This is a genomic window from Rhodococcus sp. NJ-530, from assembly GCF_003860625.1.
Taxonomy (GTDB): domain Bacteria; phylum Actinomycetota; class Actinomycetes; order Mycobacteriales; family Mycobacteriaceae; genus Rhodococcus_F; species Rhodococcus_F qingshengii.
In genome coordinates, this window is the sequence record NZ_CP034152.1 from 282,508 (window position 1) to 307,275 (window position 24,768).

24 protein-coding genes, 1 tRNA gene and 3 pseudogenes are annotated in these 24,768 nt (G+C 61.1%); 18 read left to right on the forward strand and 10 right to left on the reverse strand.

Annotated elements, in window-relative coordinates:
* The first annotated feature begins 99 nt into the window (after positions 1 to 99).
* The gene (locus EHW12_RS01240) at positions 100 to 1,953 is read left to right on the forward strand and encodes a glycosyltransferase (RefSeq protein ID WP_054188650.1); all 1,854 of its coding nucleotides are present in this window, start codon (positions 100 to 102) and stop codon (positions 1,951 to 1,953) included.
* A gap of 3 nt (positions 1,954 to 1,956) precedes the next feature.
* Here the strand turns inward: EHW12_RS01240 and EHW12_RS01245 are convergent, their stop codons facing one another.
* The 6 genes and pseudogenes from EHW12_RS01245 to EHW12_RS01270 form a co-directional block, all read right to left on the reverse strand.
* On the reverse strand, positions 1,957 to 2,784 hold the full coding sequence (locus EHW12_RS01245; RefSeq protein ID WP_125050194.1) for a class I SAM-dependent methyltransferase: 828 nt from the start codon (positions 2,782 to 2,784) through the stop codon (positions 1,957 to 1,959).
* 46 nt (positions 2,785 to 2,830) lie between these two features.
* Complete coding sequence (gene rsgA / locus EHW12_RS01250; protein ID WP_050655629.1) at positions 2,831 to 3,901, reverse strand: ribosome small subunit-dependent GTPase A; 1,071 nt, start codon at positions 3,899 to 3,901, stop codon at positions 2,831 to 2,833.
* Positions 3,902 to 4,075: 174 nt separating this feature from the next.
* Positions 4,076 to 4,972 carry a glycosyltransferase family 2 protein gene (locus EHW12_RS01255; RefSeq protein WP_125050195.1) on the reverse strand — a complete coding sequence of 299 codons (897 nt, stop codon included), beginning with the start codon at positions 4,970 to 4,972 and terminating at the stop codon, positions 4,076 to 4,078.
* Positions 4,969 to 5,775, reverse strand: coding sequence for an ABC transporter ATP-binding protein (locus tag EHW12_RS01260; protein WP_007731776.1), 807 nt, complete (start codon positions 5,773 to 5,775; stop codon positions 4,969 to 4,971). Before EHW12_RS01260 ends, EHW12_RS01255 begins: the two co-directional genes overlap by 4 nt.
* Before the next feature lie 9 nt (positions 5,776 to 5,784).
* Positions 5,785 to 6,656: pseudogene (locus EHW12_RS01265) on the reverse strand (ABC transporter permease).
* Between the two features lie 64 nt (positions 6,657 to 6,720).
* On the reverse strand, positions 6,721 to 7,290 hold the full coding sequence (locus EHW12_RS01270) for a bacterial proteasome activator family protein (RefSeq protein WP_003943894.1): 570 nt from the start codon (positions 7,288 to 7,290) through the stop codon (positions 6,721 to 6,723).
* A gap of 132 nt (positions 7,291 to 7,422) precedes the next feature.
* On the opposite strand from EHW12_RS01270, the gene EHW12_RS01275 reads away from it, so the two are divergent.
* Complete coding sequence (locus EHW12_RS01275; protein WP_007731767.1) at positions 7,423 to 8,625, forward strand: cysteine desulfurase-like protein; 1,203 nt, start codon at positions 7,423 to 7,425, stop codon at positions 8,623 to 8,625.
* Between the two features lie 15 nt (positions 8,626 to 8,640).
* Here EHW12_RS01275 and EHW12_RS01280 read toward each other — a convergent pair whose 3' ends face one another.
* The gene (locus EHW12_RS01280; protein WP_007731765.1) at positions 8,641 to 9,630 is read right to left on the reverse strand and encodes an NAD(P)H-quinone oxidoreductase; all 990 of its coding nucleotides are present in this window, start codon (positions 9,628 to 9,630) and stop codon (positions 8,641 to 8,643) included.
* Between EHW12_RS01280 and EHW12_RS01285 the strand changes: the two genes are divergently transcribed.
* From EHW12_RS01285 to EHW12_RS01295, 3 genes are all read left to right on the forward strand, one after another.
* Positions 9,629 to 10,867, forward strand: coding sequence for a lactate 2-monooxygenase (locus EHW12_RS01285; protein WP_052027919.1), 1,239 nt, complete (start codon positions 9,629 to 9,631; stop codon positions 10,865 to 10,867). The genes EHW12_RS01280 and EHW12_RS01285 overlap by 2 nt on opposite strands.
* A 128-nt stretch (positions 10,868 to 10,995) precedes the next feature.
* On the forward strand, positions 10,996 to 11,421 hold the full coding sequence (locus EHW12_RS01290) for a MarR family transcriptional regulator (protein WP_020968140.1): 426 nt from the start codon (positions 10,996 to 10,998) through the stop codon (positions 11,419 to 11,421).
* 50 nt (positions 11,422 to 11,471) lie between these two features.
* Positions 11,472 to 11,561 (forward strand) — tRNA-Ser (locus EHW12_RS01295).
* A gap of 54 nt (positions 11,562 to 11,615) precedes the next feature.
* Here EHW12_RS01295 and EHW12_RS35045 read toward each other — a convergent pair.
* Positions 11,616 to 11,765: pseudogene (locus EHW12_RS35045) on the reverse strand (site-specific integrase); the annotation flags it as partial.
* Here EHW12_RS35045 and EHW12_RS01305 point away from each other — a divergent pair.
* Both EHW12_RS01305 and EHW12_RS01315 read left to right on the forward strand, forming a co-directional pair.
* The gene (locus EHW12_RS01305; protein WP_052027918.1) at positions 11,758 to 12,141 is read left to right on the forward strand and encodes a phage major capsid protein; all 384 of its coding nucleotides are present in this window, start codon (positions 11,758 to 11,760) and stop codon (positions 12,139 to 12,141) included. The pseudogene EHW12_RS35045 and the gene EHW12_RS01305 overlap by 8 nt on opposite strands.
* A gap of 763 nt (positions 12,142 to 12,904) precedes the next feature.
* The gene (locus tag EHW12_RS01315) at positions 12,905 to 13,345 is read left to right on the forward strand and encodes a hypothetical protein (protein WP_007731752.1); all 441 of its coding nucleotides are present in this window, start codon (positions 12,905 to 12,907) and stop codon (positions 13,343 to 13,345) included.
* Between the two features lie 231 nt (positions 13,346 to 13,576).
* On the opposite strand, the gene EHW12_RS01320 is transcribed toward EHW12_RS01315, so the two are convergent.
* Both EHW12_RS01320 and EHW12_RS01325 read right to left on the reverse strand, forming a co-directional pair.
* Entirely contained in the window at positions 13,577 to 13,990 is a 414-nt protein-coding gene (locus tag EHW12_RS01320; protein WP_007731749.1) for a hypothetical protein, read from the reverse strand.
* 321 nt (positions 13,991 to 14,311) lie between these two features.
* On the reverse strand, positions 14,312 to 14,806 hold the full coding sequence (locus EHW12_RS01325) for a YfbM family protein (protein ID WP_021342497.1): 495 nt from the start codon (positions 14,804 to 14,806) through the stop codon (positions 14,312 to 14,314).
* 250 nt (positions 14,807 to 15,056) lie between these two features.
* Here EHW12_RS01325 and EHW12_RS01330 point away from each other — a divergent pair, with 250 nt between their 5' ends.
* The 11 genes and pseudogenes from EHW12_RS01330 (at position 15,057) to EHW12_RS01380 (ending at position 24,260) form a co-directional block, all read left to right on the forward strand.
* Complete coding sequence (locus EHW12_RS01330; RefSeq protein ID WP_007731746.1) at positions 15,057 to 15,908, forward strand: glycoside hydrolase family 43 protein; 852 nt, start codon at positions 15,057 to 15,059, stop codon at positions 15,906 to 15,908.
* A gap of 590 nt (positions 15,909 to 16,498) precedes the next feature.
* Positions 16,499 to 17,182: an MspA family porin gene (locus tag EHW12_RS01335; RefSeq protein ID WP_007731745.1), complete on the forward strand. Its 684-nt coding sequence runs from the start codon at positions 16,499 to 16,501 to the stop codon at positions 17,180 to 17,182.
* Between the two features lie 90 nt (positions 17,183 to 17,272).
* A complete protein-coding gene (locus EHW12_RS01340) occupies positions 17,273 to 17,665 on the forward strand; it encodes a hypothetical protein (RefSeq protein WP_007731744.1) in 393 nt (130 codons plus the stop codon).
* A gap of 62 nt (positions 17,666 to 17,727) precedes the next feature.
* A complete protein-coding gene (locus EHW12_RS01345; RefSeq protein WP_007731743.1) occupies positions 17,728 to 18,066 on the forward strand; it encodes a hypothetical protein in 339 nt (112 codons plus the stop codon).
* A complete protein-coding gene (locus EHW12_RS01350) occupies positions 18,063 to 20,231 on the forward strand; it encodes a hypothetical protein (RefSeq protein ID WP_193777145.1) in 2,169 nt (722 codons plus the stop codon). The genes EHW12_RS01345 and EHW12_RS01350 overlap by 4 nt, the downstream gene beginning before the upstream one ends.
* Before the next feature lie 314 nt (positions 20,232 to 20,545).
* A complete protein-coding gene (locus EHW12_RS01355; RefSeq protein ID WP_007731740.1) occupies positions 20,546 to 20,947 on the forward strand; it encodes a hypothetical protein in 402 nt (133 codons plus the stop codon).
* Positions 20,948 to 21,253: 306 nt separating this feature from the next.
* Positions 21,254 to 21,931, forward strand: a complete 678-nt coding sequence (locus EHW12_RS01360) for an SMI1/KNR4 family protein (protein WP_007731739.1) — start codon at positions 21,254 to 21,256, stop codon at positions 21,929 to 21,931.
* A 330-nt stretch (positions 21,932 to 22,261) separates the two neighbouring features.
* Positions 22,262 to 22,501: pseudogene (locus EHW12_RS01370) on the forward strand (hypothetical protein); the annotation flags it as partial.
* Positions 22,502 to 22,603: 102 nt separating this feature from the next.
* Entirely contained in the window at positions 22,604 to 23,158 is a 555-nt protein-coding gene (locus EHW12_RS01375; protein ID WP_007731734.1) for a hypothetical protein, read from the forward strand.
* Position 23,159: 1 nt separating this feature from the next.
* Positions 23,160 to 23,348, forward strand: coding sequence for a hypothetical protein (locus EHW12_RS35050; RefSeq protein ID WP_007731733.1), 189 nt, complete (start codon positions 23,160 to 23,162; stop codon positions 23,346 to 23,348).
* Positions 23,349 to 23,486: 138 nt separating this feature from the next.
* Positions 23,487 to 24,260, forward strand: a complete 774-nt coding sequence (locus EHW12_RS01380) for a hypothetical protein (protein ID WP_223304698.1) — start codon at positions 23,487 to 23,489, stop codon at positions 24,258 to 24,260.
* Positions 24,261 to 24,768: the final 508 nt, after the last annotated feature.

The window sequence follows — 24,768 nt, forward strand, 5'->3', positions numbered from 1 at the left end:
CAGTAGCCGAGGCTGTGTTTTCGAGTTTCGGGGGTAATTCCACCTCGGATACCCTGCGAGTGACAGGTACAGCTTTTTCAAGATTCACGTAGGAGTCATATGCCCGAGCAGGTAAAGGTGGGGGTGCCGGAGAACGGGCAGGTCATGGCTCGCCGTTTGGTGGTCCAGCGCGGCGTGTTCGTCGGAATGTCGCCGATAGTCAACGACGACCTGTACGTCGAGTTCCGGAAGGGCTCCGGTGAGCGGACCCGGCACCGAGTCGCTCTGGACAAGGGCACACGTATCAGCACCAACACCTATTTCGGGCGTTTCGCTGCCAGCTACTGGCAGCGGTGGACGACTGTCACTGAGGTCGAGGCTTCGCTGCGGATCGAGAGCGAGGGTCGGTTCCGCGTCCGGATGGTTGCTTCGGATATCGCCGGGCATCGCCGTATTCTCGAGACCCGCGACGGATTGGGGTCCTCGCAGGTCGCGTTGACTTCACCGTTGGACAAGTTCGTCGACGGCGGCGCCCTCTGGCTCGAGGTGGATTCTCTCGACGCTCCGATGACGATCGACCACTTGGAATGGACCGTGGCGGCTCCGGAGACGGTGCGCCCGGTCTCGGTGGCGATCTGCACCTTCAATCGGGCCGACGATTGTGCCGAGACAGTTGCTGCACTCGCTTCCGATGCCACCGTGCGTGACCTCGTCAGCTCCGTGTACGTCGTCGACCAGGGCAACGACCTGGTGAAAGATCGGGCGCGCTTCGTCGAGGCGGCAGACAAGCTCGGTGAGAAGCTGAAATATCTGCAGCAGCCGAATCTCGGCGGAGCGGGCGGTTTTTCACGTGGGCTTTTCGAGGCTACATCCGAGGGGGCAGATCTCGCCGACGTCATCCTGATGGACGACGATATTCTCTGTGAACCAGAAACAGTGTTGCGCCTCAACGCTTTTGCGAATATGACGGTGAAACCGACATTGGTGGGTGCGCAGATGATGTATCTGCTCAATCCCGATTTCCTCAATGTCGGTGCCGAAGACGTAGATCTGAAGACTCTCCATCACGGGCAACGAGTGCCCAAGGCTCTCATCAACACGAGCATGCTCAAGAAGCGTCAAGAGCGTCGAGTCGATGCGGGATACAACGCCTGGTGGACGTGCCTGATCCCCGCCGAAGTTGTCGAAGCCATCGGGTTGCCCGTTCCGATCTTCTTTCAGTGGGATGACGTGGAGTACGGAATCAGGGCCCGGAAAGCAGGGTTTGTCACTGTCACGTTGCCCAACGCCGCTGTGTGGCATGCCGATTTCTATTGGAAGGACTTCGACGACTGGGCCCGCTACTTCAGTACGCGTAACTCCCTCGTCGTCGGGTCTTTGCACAGCGATCTCGACACCAAGGGACTTTCACGTCAGTTCTTCCGCCAGATCTCCGAATTCCTCGTCGGAATGCAATACGGCCTTGCCTTCACGACGTTGAAGGGCATCGAGGACTATCTCGACGGTCCGGAAGCGTTGCGGGACGGCGGCATCGAGGCCATGGCAAGCGTCCGTGCCGGCCGAGCGCAGTATGCCGAGACGATCAAACACGATGCGGCTACCGCCCCGATCGCCTCGAACGAACTCCACACCGAGCGTGCCGGTGGTGAGCCGAGCCTGATGCGAGTGATTCTGGCCAAACGTGGGTTGAATCAGTGGCTGGGGCGCACCCGTGGCGGTTTGGTCAATATTCCGCGCGAGGATGCGCACTGGTGGCACATCTCGCAGTTCGACCATGTAGTCGTCACCGATGCTTCGCAGTCGGGGGTACGTATCCGGCAGCGAGACAAGGCCACGGCGCGCGCTCTCCTTGTCCGAACGGTCAAGCTACTGCGTCGATTCCAGAAGGAAGCACCTGCCGTTTCGACGAAGTACCGTGCTGCGATGCCCGAACTCACGAGTCGAGAGAACTGGGCACGTCTGTACGAGAAGTGATTCTCAGCTGGTGATCTTGACGACGACCTGCTCGTTGTCGACGGTGTACCCGAGGTATTCGAACGAGATGCCGGTGCGTGTGACGAACTCCGTCCACGCCCGGTACTCGTGCTGCTGCCACCCGGGATAGTTGAAGAATTCGTCGAAGACGACGATCGACCCGGGTACCAGGCGGTCGCCGAGGAGATCGAGCACCGTCTTGGTGGACGAGTAGAGATCGGCGTCGAGGTGCAGGAACGCAACGGGGCCGGGTTCGTCGTTCAGGAACGAGGGCAAGGTGTCCTCGAAGAGGCCCGGAACAAGTTGCGCTCCAGGCACTTCGGGGATGGATTCCTGTGCGAACTCGCCGACCGGGAACCCGGTGCGCCAGGTCTCCGGAAGGCCGGAGAACACGTCGAAACCTGCGACGGTCCCCTCGCGTTCGGTGAAAGCCTCCGCGACGATCCTGAGTGTGGTTCCGCTGGCGACGCCGAATTCGAGTGCCATGCCGGGTATTTCGATCAAGCCCAATGCGTGGCGCAGCGTGTCGTGCGGGTGGCCGAATGTCTCCGCGACTCGAAGGTGTTCGAGGATGAACTCGGCAGTCGACGCTGTCGCTTCCAGATCCACGGCGTAGGCCAGATCCCGACGCTGGCGAAATTCCAGCTCGTCGATCCTGGACCGGAGGCCCGCGATGTCACCGCGGGCCTCGGCCAGTTCGTCACGTGAGAGTGCCAGCGCGTCGAGGATCTGTTGCGTGCGATCTGCGTTGCGCCGGTCGGCGGCCTCGACCACCTCGGATACCGCACGCTGAAGCTTGGTTCTGGCGCTGGAACGGAACTGCTCGAACATGGCAACCTCTCGTCGGGATCACCCCCATGCTGCCAGGCTTTGTTCGCTACCGGTCCCGACCGCGGTAGTGACTCTTGAGTTGTCGGGAGATCACCTTGATCTCCCGCGTCCTCTCTGCCTGCAGACGAGCATCGCTTCGCGCGGCGTTCCATGCATTCTCTCGCTGTAGTTTCCGGTAGCTCGCGAGCCTCCGCTCATCGATATCGCCACGCCCGAGTGCGCTCAGGACTGCGCATCCCGGCTCGGAGTTGTGTGCGCAATCGGAGAACCGGCACTCTGCAATCAGCTCCTCGATCTCGGGGAACGTCTTCTCGATCCCCTCCGCCGCGTTCCACATGCCGACCCCTCGCAGGCCGGGTGTGTCGATCAGTGTCCGGCCGCCGGAGAATGAGATCAACTCTCTGGTGACGGTGGTGTGGCGTCCCTTTCCGTCACCGGTCCGAACGCGACCGGTCTCGAGTCGATCGGCGTCTGTGGTGTCCGCGAGGAGGGCGTTCGCGAGCGTCGACTTACCGGCGCCTGATGGACCGAGTATCGCCACGGTGCCGTCCAGAACTGCATCGAGTACATCCATTCCTTCGTTGGTCTCGGCACTGACGGCCAGCACTGTTGCGCCGGGCGCAATGGCAGTGACCTCGGCGAGAGTGTCGGAGATATAGTGAGCTGCATCCGATTTGGTGAGTGCGACGACAGGGGTTGCACCACTTTCCCAGGCGAGTGCGAGTAGTCGCTCGATGCGCCCGAGATCGACGTCGCCGTCCGAAGCCGTGGCGATGACGACGGTGTCGACATTGGCCGCCAGAATCTGGCCTTCCGATTTTCCGGATGCCGAGGATCGAACGATGCTGCTTGATCGAGGGAGTATCGAAGTGACCGTGTGCATCTCGGGTTCGCGTGAGTCCCGTAACTCGGCCACGGCGACCCAGTCACCCGTACAGAGTGGATCGCTGCCGCTGAGTGCGCGAACTGTGCCTTCGGCGACGGCCACGTCGCATCGGCCGCGGTCGACGCGAAGAATGCGCCCGGGTGCGGAGTCCGGTGGGGCCAGGTCAGTGAATGTGTTCGAGAGTGTTGCGTTCCAACCGTATTCGGTCAGGGGCGTGCTGTTTTCCGACATGGTGAGTGTGTCCTCGAGTGCGAAGAAGTGTGAATTTTGACGGCGCTGAAACTGCGGAACACGACAGTCATCAATACTCACTCCTCGAAAATCTCAGGACGCACCATGCGTCGGATCAGAATCGTCTCAGCCGCGGTCGCGACTGTGCAACTGAATTAACTCGGGGCGGCCGACTTAACTCGGACGTTCGAACTTCTCTTCCCGGCCGAGCTTGCGCAATCGCATCCACTCGCGCAGTCCGGCCGGATCGCGGCGTGTGATCAGGAAGTACCAGCCGAACCGAACCCATTCCTGCGGAAGCAGTTTCCGCATTCCCGGTTGGGAGAGGATGTATCCACGGTTGCGGTACGTGAAGTAGCGCTTCGCGTCGTTGTCGGGGTACTGCGTGTGCATGCGTCCGCCGAGGATCGGCTTGAACTCGTCCGCGCCGTTGGGGTGGACGTAGGCAGTTTGCAGGCAGGTACCGAACTTCAGGCCGGAGCGCACGAGGCGACGGTGTACCTCGACCTCGTCGCCGCGGACGAACAGGCGTAGATCCGGAACTCCGACGGCATCGATCGCGTCGGCGGTGAACAGTGCGCCGTTGAAGAGGGACGCGATACCGGGCAGGAGATCCTCGTCGCCGAGCTCGGAACGCAACCGGCGCCACGACGTGCCGCGGCGAAGTGGGAAAGCGAGTCGGTCGGGGTCGTCGATGTCGCAGACGACGGGGGAGACCTCGGCCAGGTCGTTCCGAATTGCACAGTCGAGCAGTGTTTCCAGGACCTCAGGCCCCTCCGGGCGGCCGTCGTCGTCGGCGAGCCAGACGCGGTCGGCGCCGAGTGAAAGCGCGTAGAGAATGCCAAGAGCAAATCCTCCGGCACCGCCGAGGTTGTGCTGAGAACCGATGTAACTGGTCGGCAGTGGAGCGTTGTCGACGAGCTCTTTCACATCGGCTTCGTCGGCATTGTCGACGACAACCAGATGATCGAGCGGACGCGACTGGGTGCTGAGAACCTTCAAGGATTCAGCCAGTAGTTCACGACGCTTGTGAGTGACGACGACCCCGATGATTTTCTCGGGTGCGCTCACGGGGTGTTCTCCCGTTCCATTTCCTTGATCACGTGGCGCACATGTTCGGCGGCGTCGTCACCTTCGTAGGCGCGCACGACGTCTTCGATGTCGCCTTGCATGCGGATCTGGCCGTGGTCGATCCACATCGCACTGTTGCACAGCTGAGCGAGGAATTCGTTGGAGTGGCTGGCGAATACCAGGATGCCGGAGCGTTCCACCAGCTTCTGCAGCCGGATGCGGGCCTTCTTCATGAATTCCGCGTCGACGGCACCGATGCCCTCGTCGAGAAGCAAGATCTCAGGATCGATACTGGTCACGACGCCCATGGCAACGCGAACGCGCATACCGGTGGAGTAGGTACGCAGCGGCATGGAGAGGTATTCACCGAGTTCGGTGAATTCGGCGATCTCGTCCATCTTCGCGAGCATCTGCTTGCGGGTCTGACCAAGGAACAGGCCGCGGATGATGATGTTCTCGTACCCGGAGATTTCCGGGTCCATGCCGACACCGAGGTCGAAGACGGGTGCGACGCGTCCGCGAATGCTGGCGGATCCCCGGGTCGGTTCGTAGATTCCGGAGAGCAGGCGCAGCAGGGTGGATTTGCCGGCGCCGTTGTGGCCGACGAGCCCGATGCGGTCGCCTTCCTTGAGCGTCATCGTGATGTCGCGGAGCGCTTCGACGACAACGACATCGGAGTCGTTGCGGCCGATGGATCCTCCGGCCTTGCCGAGGAAGGCCTTCTTGAGCGAACGGGATTTCGCGTCGAAGATCGGGAAGTCGACGCACGCGTTCTGCGTGTGGATGCTGACTGGCTGACTCATGTGTTTCCTCTAGACCCAGTAGGGCACGCGTGCCCGGTACTTGCGGAGTGCCAGAATCGCGACGGCCCAGCCGACGACGGTGAAGGCGATGACGATGTACCAGTGGTATGCCTGCTGGTCGGCCCCGATGAGTGGTGCTCGGATGATCTCGAGGTAGTGGTACAGGGGTTGAGCTCGGCAAGCCGGACTCGCTCGCTGGCTTGCCCGCCCTGGTCCTTGAGGGCCTGAGTTGTCCACATGATCGGCGTCAGCACGAACAGCAGGAGCGTCATGCTGCCCAGGATGGGGGCGATGTCGCGGTATCGGGTGGAGAAGATGCCGAAGACGATCGAGACCCACAGCGTGTTCGCCACGATCAGCAGGAATGCCGGTATCGCCGCCAGCGCAGTCCAGCTCATGTTCTGCCAGATGCTGAACGCGAACAGCAGAACTATGTAGATCGCAAAGTTGTGCGCGAAGAACAGCACCTGACGCCAAACCAGGCGATATACGTGCACGCTCAACGCCGACGGCAACTGCTTGATCAGGCCCTCGTTGGCGATGAAGACCTCGGAGCCTTCGAGGATGCCTGCACTGATCAGGTTCCACACGATCAGGCCGACCGTGACGTACGGCAGGAACTCCTTGAGCGGAATGTTCAGCAACGCGGAGTACAGAAGACCCATCGCGCCGGCCTGGACGCCGGTGGCGATCGTGATCCAGAACGGACCGATCACCGACCGGCGGTAGCGCTGTTTGATGTCCTGCCAGCCGAGGCTGAGCCACAACTCACGCTGATTCAGACCGTCGCGAAGGTCTTTGAACGCACGACGGAACGTCTGGGAGTCGGACACGGGCGCAGGTGCGTCCGGCGTCTCGGATTCGATTGCGGATGCTGACACGGAGGTCGAGCCTACCGGCCTGGCGTCGGCGCCGGATTTCCCTCGGACCTAGTGGTGGTCCGAGTTACAGATACTGGCCGGTTCCTGGGCTCTGTTGGTCCGGATGTGCAGGCGAATGCGGAGCCCCGATGCTCATGCCGGGAGGCAGTGCGCCCTGCCGCATTTGTTCGAGCTGGGCGCGCGCTGCCATCTGCTGCGCGAACAGTGCGGTTTGAATTCCGTGGAACAGTCCTTCGAGCCAGCCGACGAGTTGGGCCTGCGCGATTCGCAGTTCGGCGTCCGAGGGAATGGAGTCGTCGGTGAACGGGAGGCTCAGTCGCTCGAGTTCTTCACGGAGTTCGGGTGCCAGGCCTTGTTCCAGTTCTCGGATGGACGAGGTGTGGATGTCCTTGAGGCGCTTGCGGCTGGCGTCGTCGAGCGGCGCGGCGCGCACTTCTTCCAAGAGTTGTTTGATCATCGTGCCGATTCGCATGACCTTCGCCGGCTGCTCGACCATCTCGGCGACGGACTCGGCTTCGGATTCCGCGCCTTCGGTGGTGCCGGAGGTGGAGGCCTCTGCCTCGGCCGCCGGCATCGCGACGGGTCGACCGTCGGGTCCGATAACGAGTACCTGCTCTTTGTCGGGGTTCGTCATGCTTCCATCTTGTCGTGTGTGGGCGACAAACGCCGCGTAACCCCCAAAAAGTTAGCTATCGAATAACTGTACTGACGGGTAATTGGGTGACTGCCTTCGACTAAGCGGGCGTCTGCACCTAGAGTGTCGAGCATGGCTTACGACGTTGCCCGCGTACGGGGGTTGATTCCCTCACTCGGTGACGGCTGGATCCACCTCGATCCGCAGGCCGGAATGCAGATCCCGGACGCCGTCTCGCGGACGGTCTCCACCGCGTTCCGTGCCTCTGCATCTTCTTCCTCCGGTCGCCACGTCTCGAACCGTCGTAGTGCTGCCATTCTCGAGAGTGCGCGCACCGCGGTCGCCGATCTGGTCGGCGGAGATCCTGCGGGAGTCGTTCTCGGATCAGACCGAGCGGTGTTGTTGGCTTGGCTCGCCGAGTCGCTCAGTTCGCGGTTGGGCCTCGGAACCGGTCTCGTACTCTCGCGCCTCGACGAAGAGGCGAACGTCGCGCCCTGGCTTCGTGTGGCCAGTCGCTACGGCGCTCAGGTGCGATGGGCAGAGGTCGAAATCGAAACGTGTGAGCTCCCGAGTTGGCAGTTCAACGATCTCATCACCTCGACCACTCGATTGGTGGCCTTGACGGCCGCATCACCGGTCGTCGGTTCGGCTCCGAACGTCCGCGCCGCAGCTGATCGTCTGCACGAATTCGGCGGACTGATGGTGGTCGACGCCGTCGGTGCAGCGCCATATGCGCATGTGGACATGGCTGATCTCGGGGCGGACATCGTTGCCGTCAGCGCGCCGTCGTGGGGCGGTCCGCAGGTGGGCGCACTCGTCTTCCGCGATCCCGGACTGCTCGACCGAATTCCGGCCGTGTCGCTCAACCCGTACGCGCGTGGCGCCGAGCGACTCGAGGTGGGCGGTCATCAGTTCGCGCTGCTGTCCGGTCTCACGTCGTCGATCGATTTCCTGGCGGGCTTGGACGAATCGGCAACGGGAACCAGGCGTGAGCGCCTCGAAACCTCGATCAGCTCGCTGCAGGACTACCAGGACGGTCTGTTCGATCACCTCATGCGTTCTCTCGCAGCCCTGCCCAACGTGATGGTGATCGGCGGCGCACCCACGCGGGTGCCGACGCTCAGTTTCACACTCGAGGGGATGGCGGCAGACAAGGTCGCGGCGCACCTGGCCGACAAGCGCATCGCGACGGTCAGCGGTACGCATGGTGGTTCCAGGCTGCTCGACGCCCTCGGTGTCAACGACGAGGGCGGCGCGGTCACCGTCGGCCTTGCGCCGTACACGACGCGGTACGAGATCAATCAGCTGGTCGCCGAACTCGGCGCCCTGGGCTGATCGATCCCGCTCGGCTCACTTCACGGTGAGGATGACCTTGCCTACGGTTTCCGGCGAATCCAGCAACTGATGGGCTAATGGCGCCTCGGTGATCGGAAGTTCGGTCGACACGATCGGTTGAACCGATCCATCGGCGATCAACGGCCACAACTTCGCACGGACGTCGGCGACGATGTCCGCTTTACCGCCTGGGCCGGTGAGCGGACGCCCGCGCAGGCCCGTCGACGTGATGTTTCCGCGCTTTCCCATTAGCTTGGCGATGTCGACTTCGCCCTTGCGGCCACCCTGCATTCCGATGATCACGACGTGGCCGTCCATGGCGAGTGCGTCGACGTTGCGCCCGAGGTACGACGCTCCCATGTTGTCCAGAACCACATCGGCGCCGTGGTTGTCGGTGGCTTCGGCGAGTGATGCTACGAAGTCGCTGTCGCGATAGTTGATGAGAATATCCGCGCCCAATTCGCGGCAGCGGTTCAATTTGTCCTCCGAACCCGCGGTAACTGCGACGCGGGCGCCGAGGGCTTTGCCGACCTGGATGGCGTGGGTGCCGATTCCGCCGCCACCGCCATGGACGAGTAGTACCTGTCCGCGTCGTAGGCCGCCGCGCATCACGACGTTCGACCACACCGTGCACGCAACTTCCGGCAGAGACGCTGCGACACGGAGATCGACGCCCGCGGGAACCGGGAGAAGTTGTGTTGCCGGGACCGCGACCTTCTCGGCGTAACCGCCGCCGGCCAGCAGTGCGCAGACTTCGTCGCCGACGGACCAACCCGTGACGTCTTCGCCGAGTTCGGTGATCACACCCGAGCATTCGAGGCCGAGAATGTCACTCGCGCCGGGCGGCGGCGGGTAGAAGCCTTGACGTTGGAGCAGGTCGGCGCGGTTGACTGCGGTCGCGGCGACCTCGACGAGTACGTGCCCGCGAGGTAGTTCAGGATCGGGCTGCTGCGCCCATTTCATGACCTCGGGACCGCCGGGCTGATCGATCGTTATGGCGTACATGGATACGACGCTAGCGAATCTCCCCGCTGACGGGTGTTTTGCCGCTACCGTCGCGGACGTGACTTACTTCGGGAACATGCAGAACGAGATTTATCTGACGGGACTGAGCGGCGCGAAGCCGGCTTTGCCGATGACTGCGGCAGGCTTGGAAGATGCCGCGCGCGAGCAACTCTCACCGGAGGCCTTCGGGTACATCGCCGGTAGCGCGTCGACCGAACGAACCGCGGAGTCGAATCTGCGTGCGTTCGACAAGCATGCGATCGTGCCGCGGATGTTGCGGGGGACTGCGGCGCCGGACGCACGCGATCTGAGCGTCGAGGTGTTGGGGACGCGGTTGGCTGCACCGATCCTGACGGCTCCGGTGGGCGTGCTCGGCTTGGTCCACGACGACGCCGAGGTTGCGGTCGGTTCGGTCACTGCCGAGTTGGGGATCGGATCGATTCTCTCGACGGCGGCATCCTCGACCATCGAAGACGTAGCGGCGGCCTCCGGCGAGAACTGGTGGTACCAGCTGTACTGGCCGGCCGACGACGAGCTTGCCGAGTCGTTTGTCCGCCGAGCGGAGACGGCGGGCGCGAAGGCTATCGTCCTGACTGCCGACACTCCCGGTATGGGTTGGCGTCCAAGGGATCTCGAACTCGGTCACCTTCCGTTCCTGCAGGCGAAGGGTATTGCCAACTACCTGTCGGATCCGGTGTTCCGCGCCAAACTGGCCACGCCGCCCGAGGAGAGCGCAGAAGCGCTGCAGATCGCGGTTCTCACGTGGGTGTCGTTGTTCGGCAATCATGCGGTGCGGATTGCCGATATCGCGAAACTTCGCCAGTGGACGACACTTCCGATCGCAGTGAAGGGAATTGTCCATCCCGACGACGCACGTGAGGCCGTCGCAGCCGGCGCCAACGGCATTGTCGTGAGCAACCATGGTGGGCGTCAAGTTGACGGGTCGATTTCGGCACTCGATGCTCTCGGTCCCGTCGCTGATGCGGTGGGGCATGAGGTGAACATCCTGATGGACTCCGGAATTCGTTGTGGCGCAGACGTAATCAAGGCTCTGGCCTTGGGTGCCGACGCAGTGCTGTACGGGCGGCCGTGGGTGTACGGGTTGGGATTGGCCGGAGCGGACGGAGTGCGTCATGCATTGCGCAGTCTCCTGGCCGACCTGGATCTCACCATGGGGCTGGCGGGGCTGGCATCGGTCGCCGAAATCGATTCCTCGATCCTCATGTCCAATTCGTGACTTTAGGGTGAGTCTTACTGTGACGGGCGGACACAGGTCTAAACTTGGAACCTGTGACAGCTGAAGCGACAACCGAGGAGACATCGCAGGCGGCGCACGGTGAGACACCGTGGCTGACGCCGTGCGAGATGCGTGCATGGCGCGGCTACATGGACGGTAATCAGCGCCTCATGGAGGTTCTCAACCGCGAACTGCAGGATTCACACGACCTGTCGTTGGCCGATTACCGCATTTTGGTCATGCTCTCGGAGTCAGCTGACGGGTCGTTGCGGATGAGTGACCTGGCAGACGGCGTGCTGTCTTCGCGCAGCCGCCTGACGCACCAGATCAGGCGGATGGAATCTCAGGGCATCGTCGTGCGCGACACTTGCGTCGAAGATGGTCGCGGCGTGCTCGCGCGGATCACGGAAGAGGGTAGGCGTCGCCTCGCCGAGGCAGCGCCTACTCACGTGGCCGGCGTGCGGAACAATCTGGTCGATCTGCTGACTCCTCAGGAACTGGACGTGCTGGCAGACGTCTTCGAGAAGGTCGACAAAGCCATCGGCGAGCGCTGACGTCGGAGCCGTTTTCGCGGTCCGTGGGAACACCCGATAGGATCGCCCACGGAAGCGTGGCAGAGCGGCCGAATGCACTCGCCTTGAAAGCGAGCGTGGCGTTAAACCCACCGGGGGTTCAAATCCCTCCGCTTCCGCCAAAGTCCCTCACTTGTTCATGCAGGTGAGGGACTTTTTTCGATCAAAGTCAGCCACTAGTTCGCATTCTTTGAGCACGTTTTGAGCACACCCGTCTCTGAACGTGCCTGATTCAGTGAGATTCCAATGGCGTCGAGATCGTCGTCGAAGAGGTCCGCGTAGGTGTCGAGGGTCATCGCGGCCGACGCGTGTCCGAGCATGCGCTGTCGCAAGGCCGTGACCGCAGTCGAGAGCATCGGCCACACCGCTGGCACGTTCGTTCTCAGCCCTGCCGATTGGGAGAAGCTCGAGCTTGCCCGCACCGACTCAGCCGGCAGTCTCGAACTCGGTGGTCCGGTTGATCGTGCCAAGCGCACCCTCTGGGGCGTGAACATTGCGATCTGCACGGCACTGCCGGCCAAGACTGCAGTGCTGCTCGACCCGACCGCACTCGCCGTCGACACTGACGCGAACGTGGAACTCAAGTGGGACAGCTCGGGCGACAACTTCGAGAAGAACTTGATGCGTGCCCGCGTCGAGTCCCGCTACCACCTGGCGGTGTATCAGCCGCTCGGCGTCGTGAAGATCGCCACCGCAGCCTGACTCAGGCCGCACAACGGAAGCACCCCGCCTCAGAAACGAGTCGGGGTGCTTCACTACTACCGAGGTAGTTAATTGATTCGCGTTGGGACATGAGCCTTGATCCGCCGACCGGTTCGCGTCCAAGGATGGGGATGCCCATCGGTGAGCTCGTGGAACAGCGCAATGGGCACGTCAGCGTACGAGTAGCGGCGATTCTGACGGAATTCGACAACCAGAGTGCTCGTTGCCGGATCGTAGCCAGCGGCTCGGACATTGGTGGATTGTGGGATCGGGATGAGATTCACTAACAGCCCCTAGAAACGGTTGAGACAGCGGACGCGGATCGGTCCGTGCAAACTGAACGGTCACCTTGTTCGGAAGGTTCCCAAGCCAAGGGGCGTTGGCATCGCTGGGGCCTGGCCGTACGGACCACTTCCGAGCCGAGACTGCGAAATCCCTGGGCGTTGACGCCTCCCAGCGTCGTGTGCAACGCGTGCGCGAGCCCGCTCAGCGCGTAGGAGGGAGAGAACCAGTAACCGGTCATCGGAAAGGGCGTCCGTCGACGTGGACACCCTCGCAGACCTGACCGTGTTTGAAACACGGTCAGGTCGCGGATGGGGTATGTCTGGCATGCCTCATCGCCAGGTCTGCCCTCATCAGTAGTGAGTGCGGCAAAACAGACCCAGTCGAACCTGGGCCTCACGCCGCAGTGGATGTCGATAGCGAACAGTAATCTCTGTCAGGTGGAGCTCGTCAGCTCCACGCTGAGACGAGAGGCTCGCCGATGACCGAAAATTGCTGGCTCAAAACTCTGGATGGCACCGTAGTTCGGCCGTCACTGGCCGTCAGGTTCGACGTCCAGCCGGATTTCTACGATTTGGGACGCCGTGGCAGCCTCATCGTTCTACGAGTCCACGTCAATGGCCCTCGAAGCAGGGACAATGCAGCAACGACCGAAGCCCTCCATCTCTTGGAGCTGCCCAGTGAATTCGCCGGCGGACCGGGCTTCACCGAATTTGACGCGGAGGCAGACGCGCGCAACGCTGCGAAAATCGCACAACTCACAGCTCTCATCGAACCTCTGACCAATGCAATCGCCACCAACGCTGGGAACCGCGGTCTCACCACTATCGGTGTGAGCCTCGACGGAGGAGTCGAAATCCGCCGGCGCAATGAATGGACGGGCGCCGAGGTCGTCAAAGAAGCTGAGGTGAACAACGCCTGATTGGCGATCAGATCCCAAGACCCTGATGTCGGCTGTGCCGACATCAGCTAAAAGGGTGTCGGTAGTACTGACACCCATTGAGTCTTCGCCGATCGGCGAAGACTCCCACCAACGCTTCCCGGCGCCGGGAAACGTTGCGGGATCTCACAAAGGGTGTGCGTTCACCGCACGCCCTTCTTCGCAGTGGCGCGAAAAGGGTACTCACTCAGCGCGTACCCTTGACCGTTTCACCTACGTCACTGAGAAGAGACTCGCAGCCAGACCGAGAATGATGCCGAGCACGAGGCCCAGTAGCCCCGCTCGCTCAAGCCATTTGTTTGGCTCCTTCATCGCTTCTCTGTGTCCGATTACTTGCTCGAGCGCCAGGCGGACGTTTCGTACTCGCATATCCGTTTCGACCGAGGGGCGGATCATCGCCGCGAAACTTTCATCACCGCCTGCGTATTCGACAGAAAGCGGGCCTGAATCCTCGTCGATCTCATTCCAGACCTTCCAAATCACCTGAAGATTGCCCTGCAACAACTGGTCGTTACGCCGCGCACGCAGGAACTCGCGCACCACGATCACGATGCCGAAGAGTTGGAACACGCCCGCCAGTGAGTACAGCAGGTAGATCCCAGCAGACGAGTTCAGAAAATCGATCATGAGGGCACACGTTAGCCCGAAGGGATGTCTCGGGTGTCGTCACGTTCTACGTCGGATCCCACATCGAACGGTGAGGAAGGAACGAGCCGTAGTCGAGCGTTCCCTGAGCACAAATGAGCACACCTACTATAAAATGGGGGTGATTCGGCGTGACCGCACCTGACCCATTACCGCAGGTAGGGCAAAAATCGATCCCCGGCCTGCGGACGCGCAAGAGTTCAAATCCCTCCGCTTCCGTCAAAAGCAAAGGCTCTGACCTAGGACTTCTCCAGGTCAGACCCTTTACCGGTTTCGGAAGTCACACTGCTTGGGTGGTGGGCGTCAGAACCGCACCGTGAACACCACGTGGTGATTCTCTCGGGCCGCGCGCTGGAAAAAGTCCGCCACTTCCTGAAGCCAGCCCCAGGCGTACCCGCGCTCGTCGGAGCCGTACTCCGGGTTGCGGTCGTCGAGCGGCATCGCGTCGTAGCGCACGCCGAACTCGGATTCGGTGATTTCCGCCAGGTACGAGGAGACTTCGGCGACCCGATCGGGTGCCAGGTAGGTGACGAGTTGGTCGTCGGTGTCGGTGTTGAGGTCTTCGTCACCCAAGATCACGCCGTAGGCCGGCCAGTTCTCGGACACGCGCTCGTACCCCGTGCTGGAGAGAGCGCACAGGATCGGATCCCACGCCTTGTCCGTGTCGCACGAGAACTCGGATCGGCCCGTCTCCTCGATGTCCTCGACCACAGCGCCGAGTTTGTCGTCGTCGCCGCGCGCGTCCAGAAGTTCCGCTGCCACGCTGTCTGACAGCGCGAAATGCACCCCAAGTTCCATGGCGTGATGCTAACGGCCGACCTGCCGCCGTCCCGCCGTCACTACAAGACGAATCGACTTAGGTAACGATCCTGCTCTGCCTCCGACCGAAGTTACCCATGGTGGGCCTGCTGTCATACATACTTCATCGGTGATTCCGACAAAACGGACCGGCCTTTCTGTTGTATCGCTGGTGATCCTCGTCGTCGCGGGGTTGCTGGTCGCAGCCCCTGCCAGCAGCGCCGCGCCGCCGCCTGACTGGAAATACACAATGGTGGCGTTCAGCAATGCCAGCGACCGCGACATGGATGTCTACGAGTCGGCCGACGGCACCGGCTTTCAGCTCGTCCAGCAGTCGGCGTACAGGCCGCCATCTGGGCTCGTGCGTGATCCGAGCATCTTCCGGAACACGGACGGGGTGTACTACCTCACCTACACGACGGGTGGTGGGGCGAACATCGGGTTCGCACGCAGCAGCGACCGCATCAACTGGACGCCGCTGGGGAACTATCCGGTTCCGTTTTGCTGCGCCTTGATGCCTGGCACGGGAGATGGCACCGGTTCTGCGAGCCCCCCGGGCTTCTCGGGTTCGGCCGGATTCAGCGACGGACCGTCGCTGTCACCATTCGTCACCAAGGCCTGGGCGCCTGAATGGTTTGTGGACGGCGATCGCGTCAACGTCATCCTGTCGATGTCGACCGGTGGAGGATTTGTGCCGTATCTGATGACGGCGTTGGAACCGTCGCTCCGGTTGTGGAGCCCGCCTGTTCCGCTCGCCGGGATCGGTGCGGACCACATCGACACCACCGTGGTCAAAGTCGGATCGACCTATCATGCGTTCACCAAGAACGAGACGAAGAAGGTCGTCGAGCATGCGGTCGCTCCTTCGGTGACGGGACCTTATTCGTTTGTCCCGCCAGGGAATTGGGGTTCGCTTGTCGAAGGTCCGGCCGTGGTTCAGTTGCCGAGCGGCGACTGGCGGATCTATCTCGACGCCTATACCGAAGGTAAGTATCTCTACTCCGACAGCACGGACGGGCTGAACACCTGGTCTCCTGTGCAAGAGGTTCCTGGGGTGTCCGGGACTGCACGGCATCTCGGCATCATGAGAGAACCGGCATAACTTTCGACCCCGAGTTGGTAAGGCTCTGATCAAGGACTCCGGTCTTGGTCAGAGCCTTTTCTCGTACTTGCGTACTACTTGTGTGCGTCGCCTGCGCTAATCAGTGATTGACAAGCTAACGATGCGATGCCAGTGGGTCCGACGAGTTCGCGCCGACCACGAAGTGAGTATCTCCGCGTGAGCTGTGCAGAGTTGCGCTCCCAGGCCCCGCTCGGGCGCCGTACTTCACGATTGATTGCCAAGTAATGCCTGTTGGTTTCATATTCAAGTACGCGCACTGGCTTGATGCCCGCACTTTCGGTCTCCAACTGCTCTGAGGCCCGCGAAATGCGGATTCAATTCGATTTGCCGCACTGTTTCTGAGGGATCTTCTCGTCCGTAAACGGTGACCTTGCTCATAGTAGGACCTAGGTCCTTTTCGCTGCTGATAAGCCTGTCGATATATATCTGTTACCGAAAGTTCACCCTAAATCCAAGATGGGGGAGATGGCGCGCTGGCGGGCAAACAGGACGATTGGTACCGTCCGGTAACTAATTCAGTTAGTTGTCGGCTACCGCTCTGGTTGCTGTGTCACGTGGAGGAGCAGTTCATGTCGATCGAATCGCAAAACGGCATATCCCATCGTCGATCGAGGGCCGCAGTGGGGCTCGCGGCGTGTGCGGTTGCCACACTGTCGTCTGGGGTGGTCTTCGCAGGGAGCGCATCGGCAACGCCGACGGCGTTGGCGGACAAATTCGCGAGCACGGTCACCGATGACGGCTGGACGTTGGATCTTGCCGCCACCAAACTGTCGGCGAATCCGGTGCCGAATTTGGCGACGACGGCGTTCACTCGTGAGGGGTTCGTGTCGGCGAAGGTGACCGGCACGATCGGTGGTCAGGGCGATTCGGCAGTGAAGACCGGTTATGTCGAGCAGGGATTGCAGATCGGCTGCCAGATCGATGTCTCCTCCGGACTTGGCTTGGGGCTTGGCTTTTCGCTCGGCCCGTCTGTCGGTGTGAGTATTTCGGGTGTCCCGTCGGCGAACGTGGGTGTGAATGCGTCGGTGAATCCGAGTATTCAGTCGACGATTGCGCCGGGCACGATCACGACGATTCCGTTGGGGAAGAAGGATCTCGAGTCGTCGAAGGCGTCGATCACGGCAGAGAACGTGCACGTGAAGGTTGATGCGTGCATGGGGCCGGTGACGATCCGCTCGTACGCACAACTCTCGGTGTCGACGGCGACGTCCGACAACACATTGTTCGTGTACTCCGATCCCACCTGGCTCTAACCCACGCAGCCGTCGTCAGCGCTGCTGGCGACTATTCCCGATCCGTCCCGTCCAGGGGTGGTTACTCATCACGCCCACAAAGGAGAAATCATGAAGATTCGTACCTTGGCCACTGCCGGAACTCTCACCGCAGGTATCGCCCTGTTCGGTGTTCTCGGCGCCGGCATGGCATCTGCTGCAACTCCGATCGTGCAACCGGAACATGGCCGGATCGGACTTTCGCTTTCGAACGCCGAAACGGCGGCGCTGGCGGCGAGCCCGATTCCTGATGCGATTGCGAACATCGTTCCAGGTTCGCTGAGGGGGGTCTGGTTGGCGCCTGGTTCCGCGATAACTGTTACCGATGGCAAGGTCGACGCCCTCGAAGGAACTGTGCTCGGTGAAGCAGCCGCGCGTGGTGGGCATGCCAATGTCTTTGTCTCCGACCCGAATCACCCCGCCAGTGAGGGGCACATAGTGCTGACGGAGCAGTACTGGAACTGATACCAGGCCGAACGTCGGCGACCCGTTGTCCCCGCTCTCCCTTCCTGTTTGGAGTTCCAGCCATGACCGTCAACAACGCCGAACGTCGCAGTGTCCAAACGGAACCCGCTGCCCTCGTCAGCAAAGGCGTTGCAGACGTTGATGACTGGGATCCGGACAGTGAACTCAGTCCACTCTCCAAGGCTGTGATCGCTACGGCAGTTGGACTGGGGTTGCTGATCGCGGCATTCGCGGTGATCGGGAAGCTCGCCGGCTGGGCGAACGACTACGGGACGATCCTGGTTTACCTGGCGTTCTTCTTGTGGATGTCGATCTCCGGACGGTTGTTCTGGTGGGGCGCAGACAAACTCATCGCGCTACTCCGAACGAAGAAGAGTGACAATCGTGGTGCGCACCGGTGAAGTCCGGTAGACGACTTCGCCGGACTCTCGCGGGAGTGCTTGCCGCTGGGGCGCTGTTGACCGGAGCGGCCGGAGCGATCGGTGCGGGAATTGCACTCTCCGCCGCTCCGGCGAACGCGACGCCGGAAGAAGACTGCGCGGCGGTGCGGGCACGTGATCATCAGATCTACCTGAATCTCATTGCGTCGCTGCCACCTGGTGCACCCATCCCGCCAGAGATCATCAACCCGTGCCTGAGTGCGCCGTCCACGACGGCGACAGTTGCGCCGACGACCACGGTCGGGCTCCCCGGTGCGCAGGCTCCAGGCGGTGGCCCGAATGTCGGCGCGAATGCTCCGACGAACTTTCCCACCTACAACGGCACCCCCATCGTCCCTGTGCCGACGATCGAGGTTCCGCCCATTACTTCCGAGTCCCCGGCCTCGGAAACTGGTGTCGGTGCATTCCCCAATGCATCGGCATCAGCGGTTCCCTCACCCACACCCACCCCGGGTGAGGGAACCACCACCGATCGTGGTCCCGGACCGATCCCCGCGGATTCGGATTCGAATATCGCACCGGCCCAAACGGTTCCGGACCCGGCAGCAGATGTTTCCACCGCCGGGGAGGACTCGGGCCGTGACCGGTATCTCGAACTGGTCCTCGTCGGGGCCGCGGCGTTCACCGCTGCGGGTATGAGAGTGAGGGGGCGGCCGGGACCGTTCAGTGCGCGTGTGAGCGCGCGTCCGTGGGAGTCGGTTCTCTCCCAGGTAGTCGGTACGGTCGCGAAACCGTTCATGCCGTATTTCGTCGGCGGTCAGGACGTCGTGGTCATCCCCGACCCAGGTGGCGGACAACGCACCATCTTCCTCATTCACGACGAAACCTCCTCGCATGAAGCTGAAATGGTGGTCGACCTACCACCCGGCGGACACATGAGCATCAACGACGACGGGTCCGTCGGTGTCTACGACGCGAACGGAGACTTGCAGGGCACCGTTGCCGCTGCGTGGGCGTACGACGTCAACGGCGATCCGGTTCCCACCTACTACGAGATCCGTGACGGCAAGCTCTACCAAGTCGTTATCCCGACCCCGGGCGTCATCTACCCGGTCACTGCTGACGGCCCCTACGGCGGCAGCGACCCGGTCACCGGACGAGACGTCACCGCTACACCCCTTCAAGGCGGCGGTGAGGTCGTCAACCAGTCCGGCGGACCGGTCATGGTCAACGTCCCGACAGACTCCCCCTACAACGACGTCGGCGGGATCGACCCACTGGGCAATCTCGACATGGATCCGCCGACGCAGCCGGCACCGACAACGCCTCTGCCGTTCGATATCGGATCGCCGACCGACTCGGGCACCGATACGAGCGAGCCTCCGTGGAACCCACTCGACAACCTCGACATGGACGCCCCGACGCAGCCGGCACCGACAACACCACTGCCGTTCGATATCGGATCGCCGACCGACTCGGGCACCGATACACCCGGGGGTACAGCGAGCGAGCCTCCGTGGAACCCACTCGACAACCTCGACATGGAAACGCAGACGCAGCCAGATCCTCCAATGGAATTACCATTCGGGATCTTTGACTCTGATCCCAACAACGGTTTGATCGGCCCCGCGCAGAGGGCCGCGAACCAACGGGCGCTCGCCCATGGCGACGTACCTGCTGACTTCACTGGCAACGTCCCTCTGACCGCACAGCAACAACTTGACGACCTGCAATGGCAGGTGGATCAGATGCGAGACCGCGGCTATACAGATTCCGAGATCGCAACTGTCTTGAGTAAAGGCAGCACCGCGCTCGGTGGCCCCGCCTCGGGCTTGCAATCTGCGGGCGCCCTTGCGAACACCGGTGTGCATCATGCTGGTTCGCTCCCGAGCGCTGCGCAGGCCGCTCGGTCGGCGGCAGTGGGTACTGTTTTAAGCAGATTATCGGTGGCAGTTGAGGTTGCCTCGGGTGTCATCAAGTGGCGCGAAGGCGCGCCACGTGGCGAAACTGTGGGAAATTCCGGTGGCGCAATCGCATTGGGATGGGCAGGCGGCAAAGGTGGCGCCGCACTCGGCGGGTTTCTCGGCGGCCCGATAGGTGCCGCAGTCGGGGGCGGAATCGGTGCAATCGGAGGATCGCTACTCGGGGCATACTTGGGTACCCGGGCAGGCCGATCATTTGATTGAAGCCTTAGACAATGATCGATCGCTCCAAGAGAAGGGACTGAGACCGTGCATTACCTGCTGATCGCTGCCATTGCATTCTGCCTAGCCTCGGGGGTGCTGTCGGCGCTTGATGCCGCAGCAGGCAATCCGATGCGGGGCGCGATAACCTTGGCCGTTTCGTTGACGGCTGCGAGTGGGATGGTGTTCCTCGTGACTGACAATTCGACCACCCGGATCGGCGCTGTCGCGGGCACTGCGGCGGTCCTCGTTTTGCGTTTTCTCCCGAAGAGTTCCATATACCGACGACACACCGTTCCTCAAGCGGAACCGGCACCATGACCACCTTTTATGCGATTTGTGCGATCGCTGCAGGGGCTGTGGCGTTGATCGTATCTACGCCCTACGTGATGTACCGCAGTCATGCGAGAACGATTTACTGGAGTTCGTCGATCCTTACCATCGTTTTCGCTTGGCTCACCGCTCCACAGCGGTCGATTCTCGGACCTGTCCTCTTGTGCGGTTTCGCTGCTGTGTTCGTGGCGTGGTGGTGGACCCCCTTCCTCACGCGAAGGCATCCCACCGGATTCAACGATGTTTTCGGTGCTTGGCTGACACGGGCGCTCTACCGCGAGCAGAAGGATGCACCTCCGGTAAACAGGTACGACAAATTGCACTACAAAGACACTGACCGCCAAGCACGAGATACCGATTCTGACGGAAATCAGGTCAACACCTGAGCCGGCGCGTAGAGCGCTTTGTCCTTGATACCACCCTCGCGCGTACCCGAACAGCTTGTAGTGAGATGCCGTGGGAAACAGTACTTTCCACATGGCGGCGTACACCTGCCCGGTTTGCGCAAGCTGTACAGTAACCAGGATGATCGATGGCTCGAAGCTGCTCTTCGCGCAGCCCAATTCAGTAGCTGTCAGCGCCATCGCGAGCGGTAGTCCTCTTCCCCTAGTCCCTGCAGCTCATCCCATTTTTCGAGCATCCGCCTCGTCTGGATAGTTAATGATATCTAATATATTGAATGGAGTTCAGTAGTGGATCTGGTCAAGATTTCGCGGTGTGTCGACTCGCCCGTGCTTGCGGAGATTGACGACTTGACACCACTTGAACGTATGGCGCTTCCGAATTATTGGTTGGATGCACTAAATGGTGACGTTGCAGCTCGAATTTCTGGGATATTGGACCAATGGGACGTATTTGGGCGACCGATATTGGGCGACACTTACAGAAACATTAAAGATAATCTATCTGATGTGCGGTTGCTCAGGTCTGAAAATAGGTTCTTTCTTCTATATAAAATTAAAATGGCAGACGGGACCGATCTCTACTATTTGGGTACGCCACCGGTAGTGGATGGTGATGAACTTTCAGGGTATTGGAGTAAATTCCCCTCCAGTCTAAAGAATTTCTATTCAAATTTGCACAACGGTTGGTACTATATTGCCGGTAAGACTGTCGGGCCACTGCCTCTTGAAGATATGTTTCGAATTGACAGCTTTGAATGGTCTATTCTGGACGGGCTGTCCCCTGAAGAGTACCCAGATCCGGCTCGTTGCATCGCGACATTCAGATCGGGCGGCGGCGGTTATCTTTGCTTGTACTTTGGTGAGGAATCGACAAGGGGTGTTGTGTGGTCATTGACGGAACCCCCTGAACTGGTCGATTACTCCACTTACCTTGATATCTGGACCAACGTCGGACTCGGTGCCTAGAGCCTGCGCCTTGGATAGCCAGACTGGAGACAGTCTAAGCAATTTGTGTGCGGTCTTGCCCCACGTGGCACGTGCCTCGGATCCAGTCTCCAAAGAGCAGATGATCAATTTGTCTGACCAAAAGGGATCTCGAGGTCATGATCGGTTTCGGGGGTACCTCACGCATCGACTCGTTTTCCTGCACCATTGCCGACGAATCGCTGATTGCGCTGGCGTTAAGGGTCGTACGGGGGCAGGCCGATATCTGGGCCTCTCGTGTCACCGTGCTCTACCACCGGACCGAATCATCGCCTCAGCGCAACGTACCCGGCGACGCGATCGTGGGCAGTTCGGGCTCGGTGGAGCATCGGCGACTACCGGCACCTTCAGAATCGGTCGAAAGGTGAGGTGGAGGTGGGATGGGAAACATACTTCCATTCAGGAGTTACGTTCGATCGCAGCAAACTCCCCCAATCTGCGGTGGTGGAGGAACTGCCCATTGGCACGTTGGTTCGGTTGGGGGACAAGCCGATGGAGGTCGCTGCCGCCGACATCGTGGCGGTGCGGGCGGCGATGGGTTACCCGGTGTAGCGCCAGAGCCTGTTCCAATTGGTCGATCGTCTTCGAACAGGAGTGACGTTGTCTGCCTTATCTTTACGTCGTGATCCGACCTCCGGGTTGACCTTGAAAGTCATGGCGCGAAAGGGACCGCCGGAAGCCGAATCGGTCACCGCGGCGCTGGCAGCGCGGTCACTGCAGTTCCTTCGAGAGCTTGACCCAGTCTTTGACGTCGACATGTACCGCGCCGTGAGGAATGACCTTCCCGACGGCGTTACGGTCGAGCAGGCTCTGGCATCGAATGGTGGACGGATCCTCACGCTTCAGGCAGAGGACTCCCTCGAGGCCGCAATGATCGAGAGCAGAAAGTCTCCTGATGCCGCAGGCGGGATTTACCCACTCTCATTCGGGCATCAACTCAGGTTGTTCACCGACAACGGAAACATCGAAATTCTCATCGGATTCGGGGGTACGGCAGGAGCAGGTTCCTTACTTTGCACCTTCATCTGGCCGTACCCAGGGGGCTTCGCCGATGAATCTCTGATCTCACTGTCATTGAAACTCGTCCAGGGCATGGCCGATATCTGGGACGCTCCCACGGCCGTGCTCTACCGGGATGCGGAGCTCACACCTCAGTACAACGTGCCCGGCGACGCAACGGTGGGCACGTTGCACCTACTTCGGCCCTGAGATGCCGATCAACGAAACGCAGATCCCACCCACTGTCGAAGCTTTTCCGTACAAGAAAGGAACGATCGTCATCCAGCGTGATCCACGCGCCCCGTTGGTTGCCGACGGAAGCCGAAGCATCCGTGCAGCAGTCGGCCTGCTGACCGAACGACCGGAGGTTCGCCTACCGAAAGGCTCGCGCCGGCTGTGACACCAGAAGTTACGGCCAAGCTCACGTCCGCAGGTGATGGTGTTCTTAAGAACAAGCTGCTCAGATAATGGAGGATGCGTTCGACGAGGTCATCGGGATGGAGAACATCAACATCATCGTATTTGGAGGGGAGTGAAAGTGCCTACGTCATCACTGCGCCGCAATCCTACGGCGGGCTTGACAGTGAAGGTCATTCCACGAAAGGGTTCGCCTGAAAGCGAGGCCGTCACGGCCGCGCTCGTTGCACGTTCGCTACGATTGCTTCGCGACATCGATCCTGTCTTCGACGTCGACTTGTACCAAACAGTAGGCGATGCACTCCCCGACGGCGCCGGAGTCGAGCAGGCCTTGGCGTCGAATCTCCGTCAGATCCTTGTACCTCCGACGGAAAAATCGATCGAAGCCGCATTGATCGAGCGCAGACGATCCCCCGATGCCACCGGCGGTATGTATCCCCTCTCATTGGGACGACATATGACCCTGTATTCACCCGCTGGAGACGTCAAAGTCGTTGTCAGTTTCGGGGGCACCTCAGGGTCCGGCGCATTCGCATGTGCCTTTGCCGACGAATCACTGATTTCGCTGGCATTGAAGCTCGTACAGGGACTAGCCGACATCTGGGACTCGCGTGTCACCGTGCTCTACCGCCGAACCGAATCATCGCCTCAGTTCAACGTACCGGGTGACGCGATCGTGGGCAGTTGCACCTACTTCGGTCCTGAGTTGCCGATCAAGGAAACGCAGCTCCCGCCCAGCGTGGAGGCGTTTCCCTACCAGGACGGCACAATCGTCATCCAGAAGAATCTGTCCACGCCGTTAACCGTCGAGGACATCCGAAGCATCCGCGCAGCAGCAGGACTGCCGACCGAACGACCGGAGATTCCTCTACCCAAAGGTTTCAGACGGCTGTGAGCCCTACATTGGGCGCACTCGGGGCTGCCTGCAGGTAGGGATGGCGCGGACCGACCAGCCTGCCCGCAATTACCGCGCCGCGATCCCGATCCGGCTACGCACCAGCTGATCGACGCTCCGGGTGGAGTGCCACCGCGCGGCATACCCGCCATCGACGGCACAGTTCAACCTGCCGAGCATGATCAACCCTCTGTTCCGTCCGTGAATGAAACCTGCACGCCCGGATCCCGCGATTCCGGAACCCTCGCAACCCACTTTCCCGGCGTTCCCGATCGTGGCGAGTGGGAATCATTCTCGCCCGGTGGGATTGGCGATCCGGGGTCGAACCCGAGACCCGAGAACTCCACCCCGGAGGCTCCCTCGCCAGGTCGTGCCGAGGAACCGAGTGTGCCGACTCTGCCTGATGTCGGTCAGGTGCCGGTGAATCCGGATGCCCCCGGCGCTCCGCAGCAACCCGGACCACAACTGTTCAATGACAATGATTTGCCGAGAACGACTATGACGATCG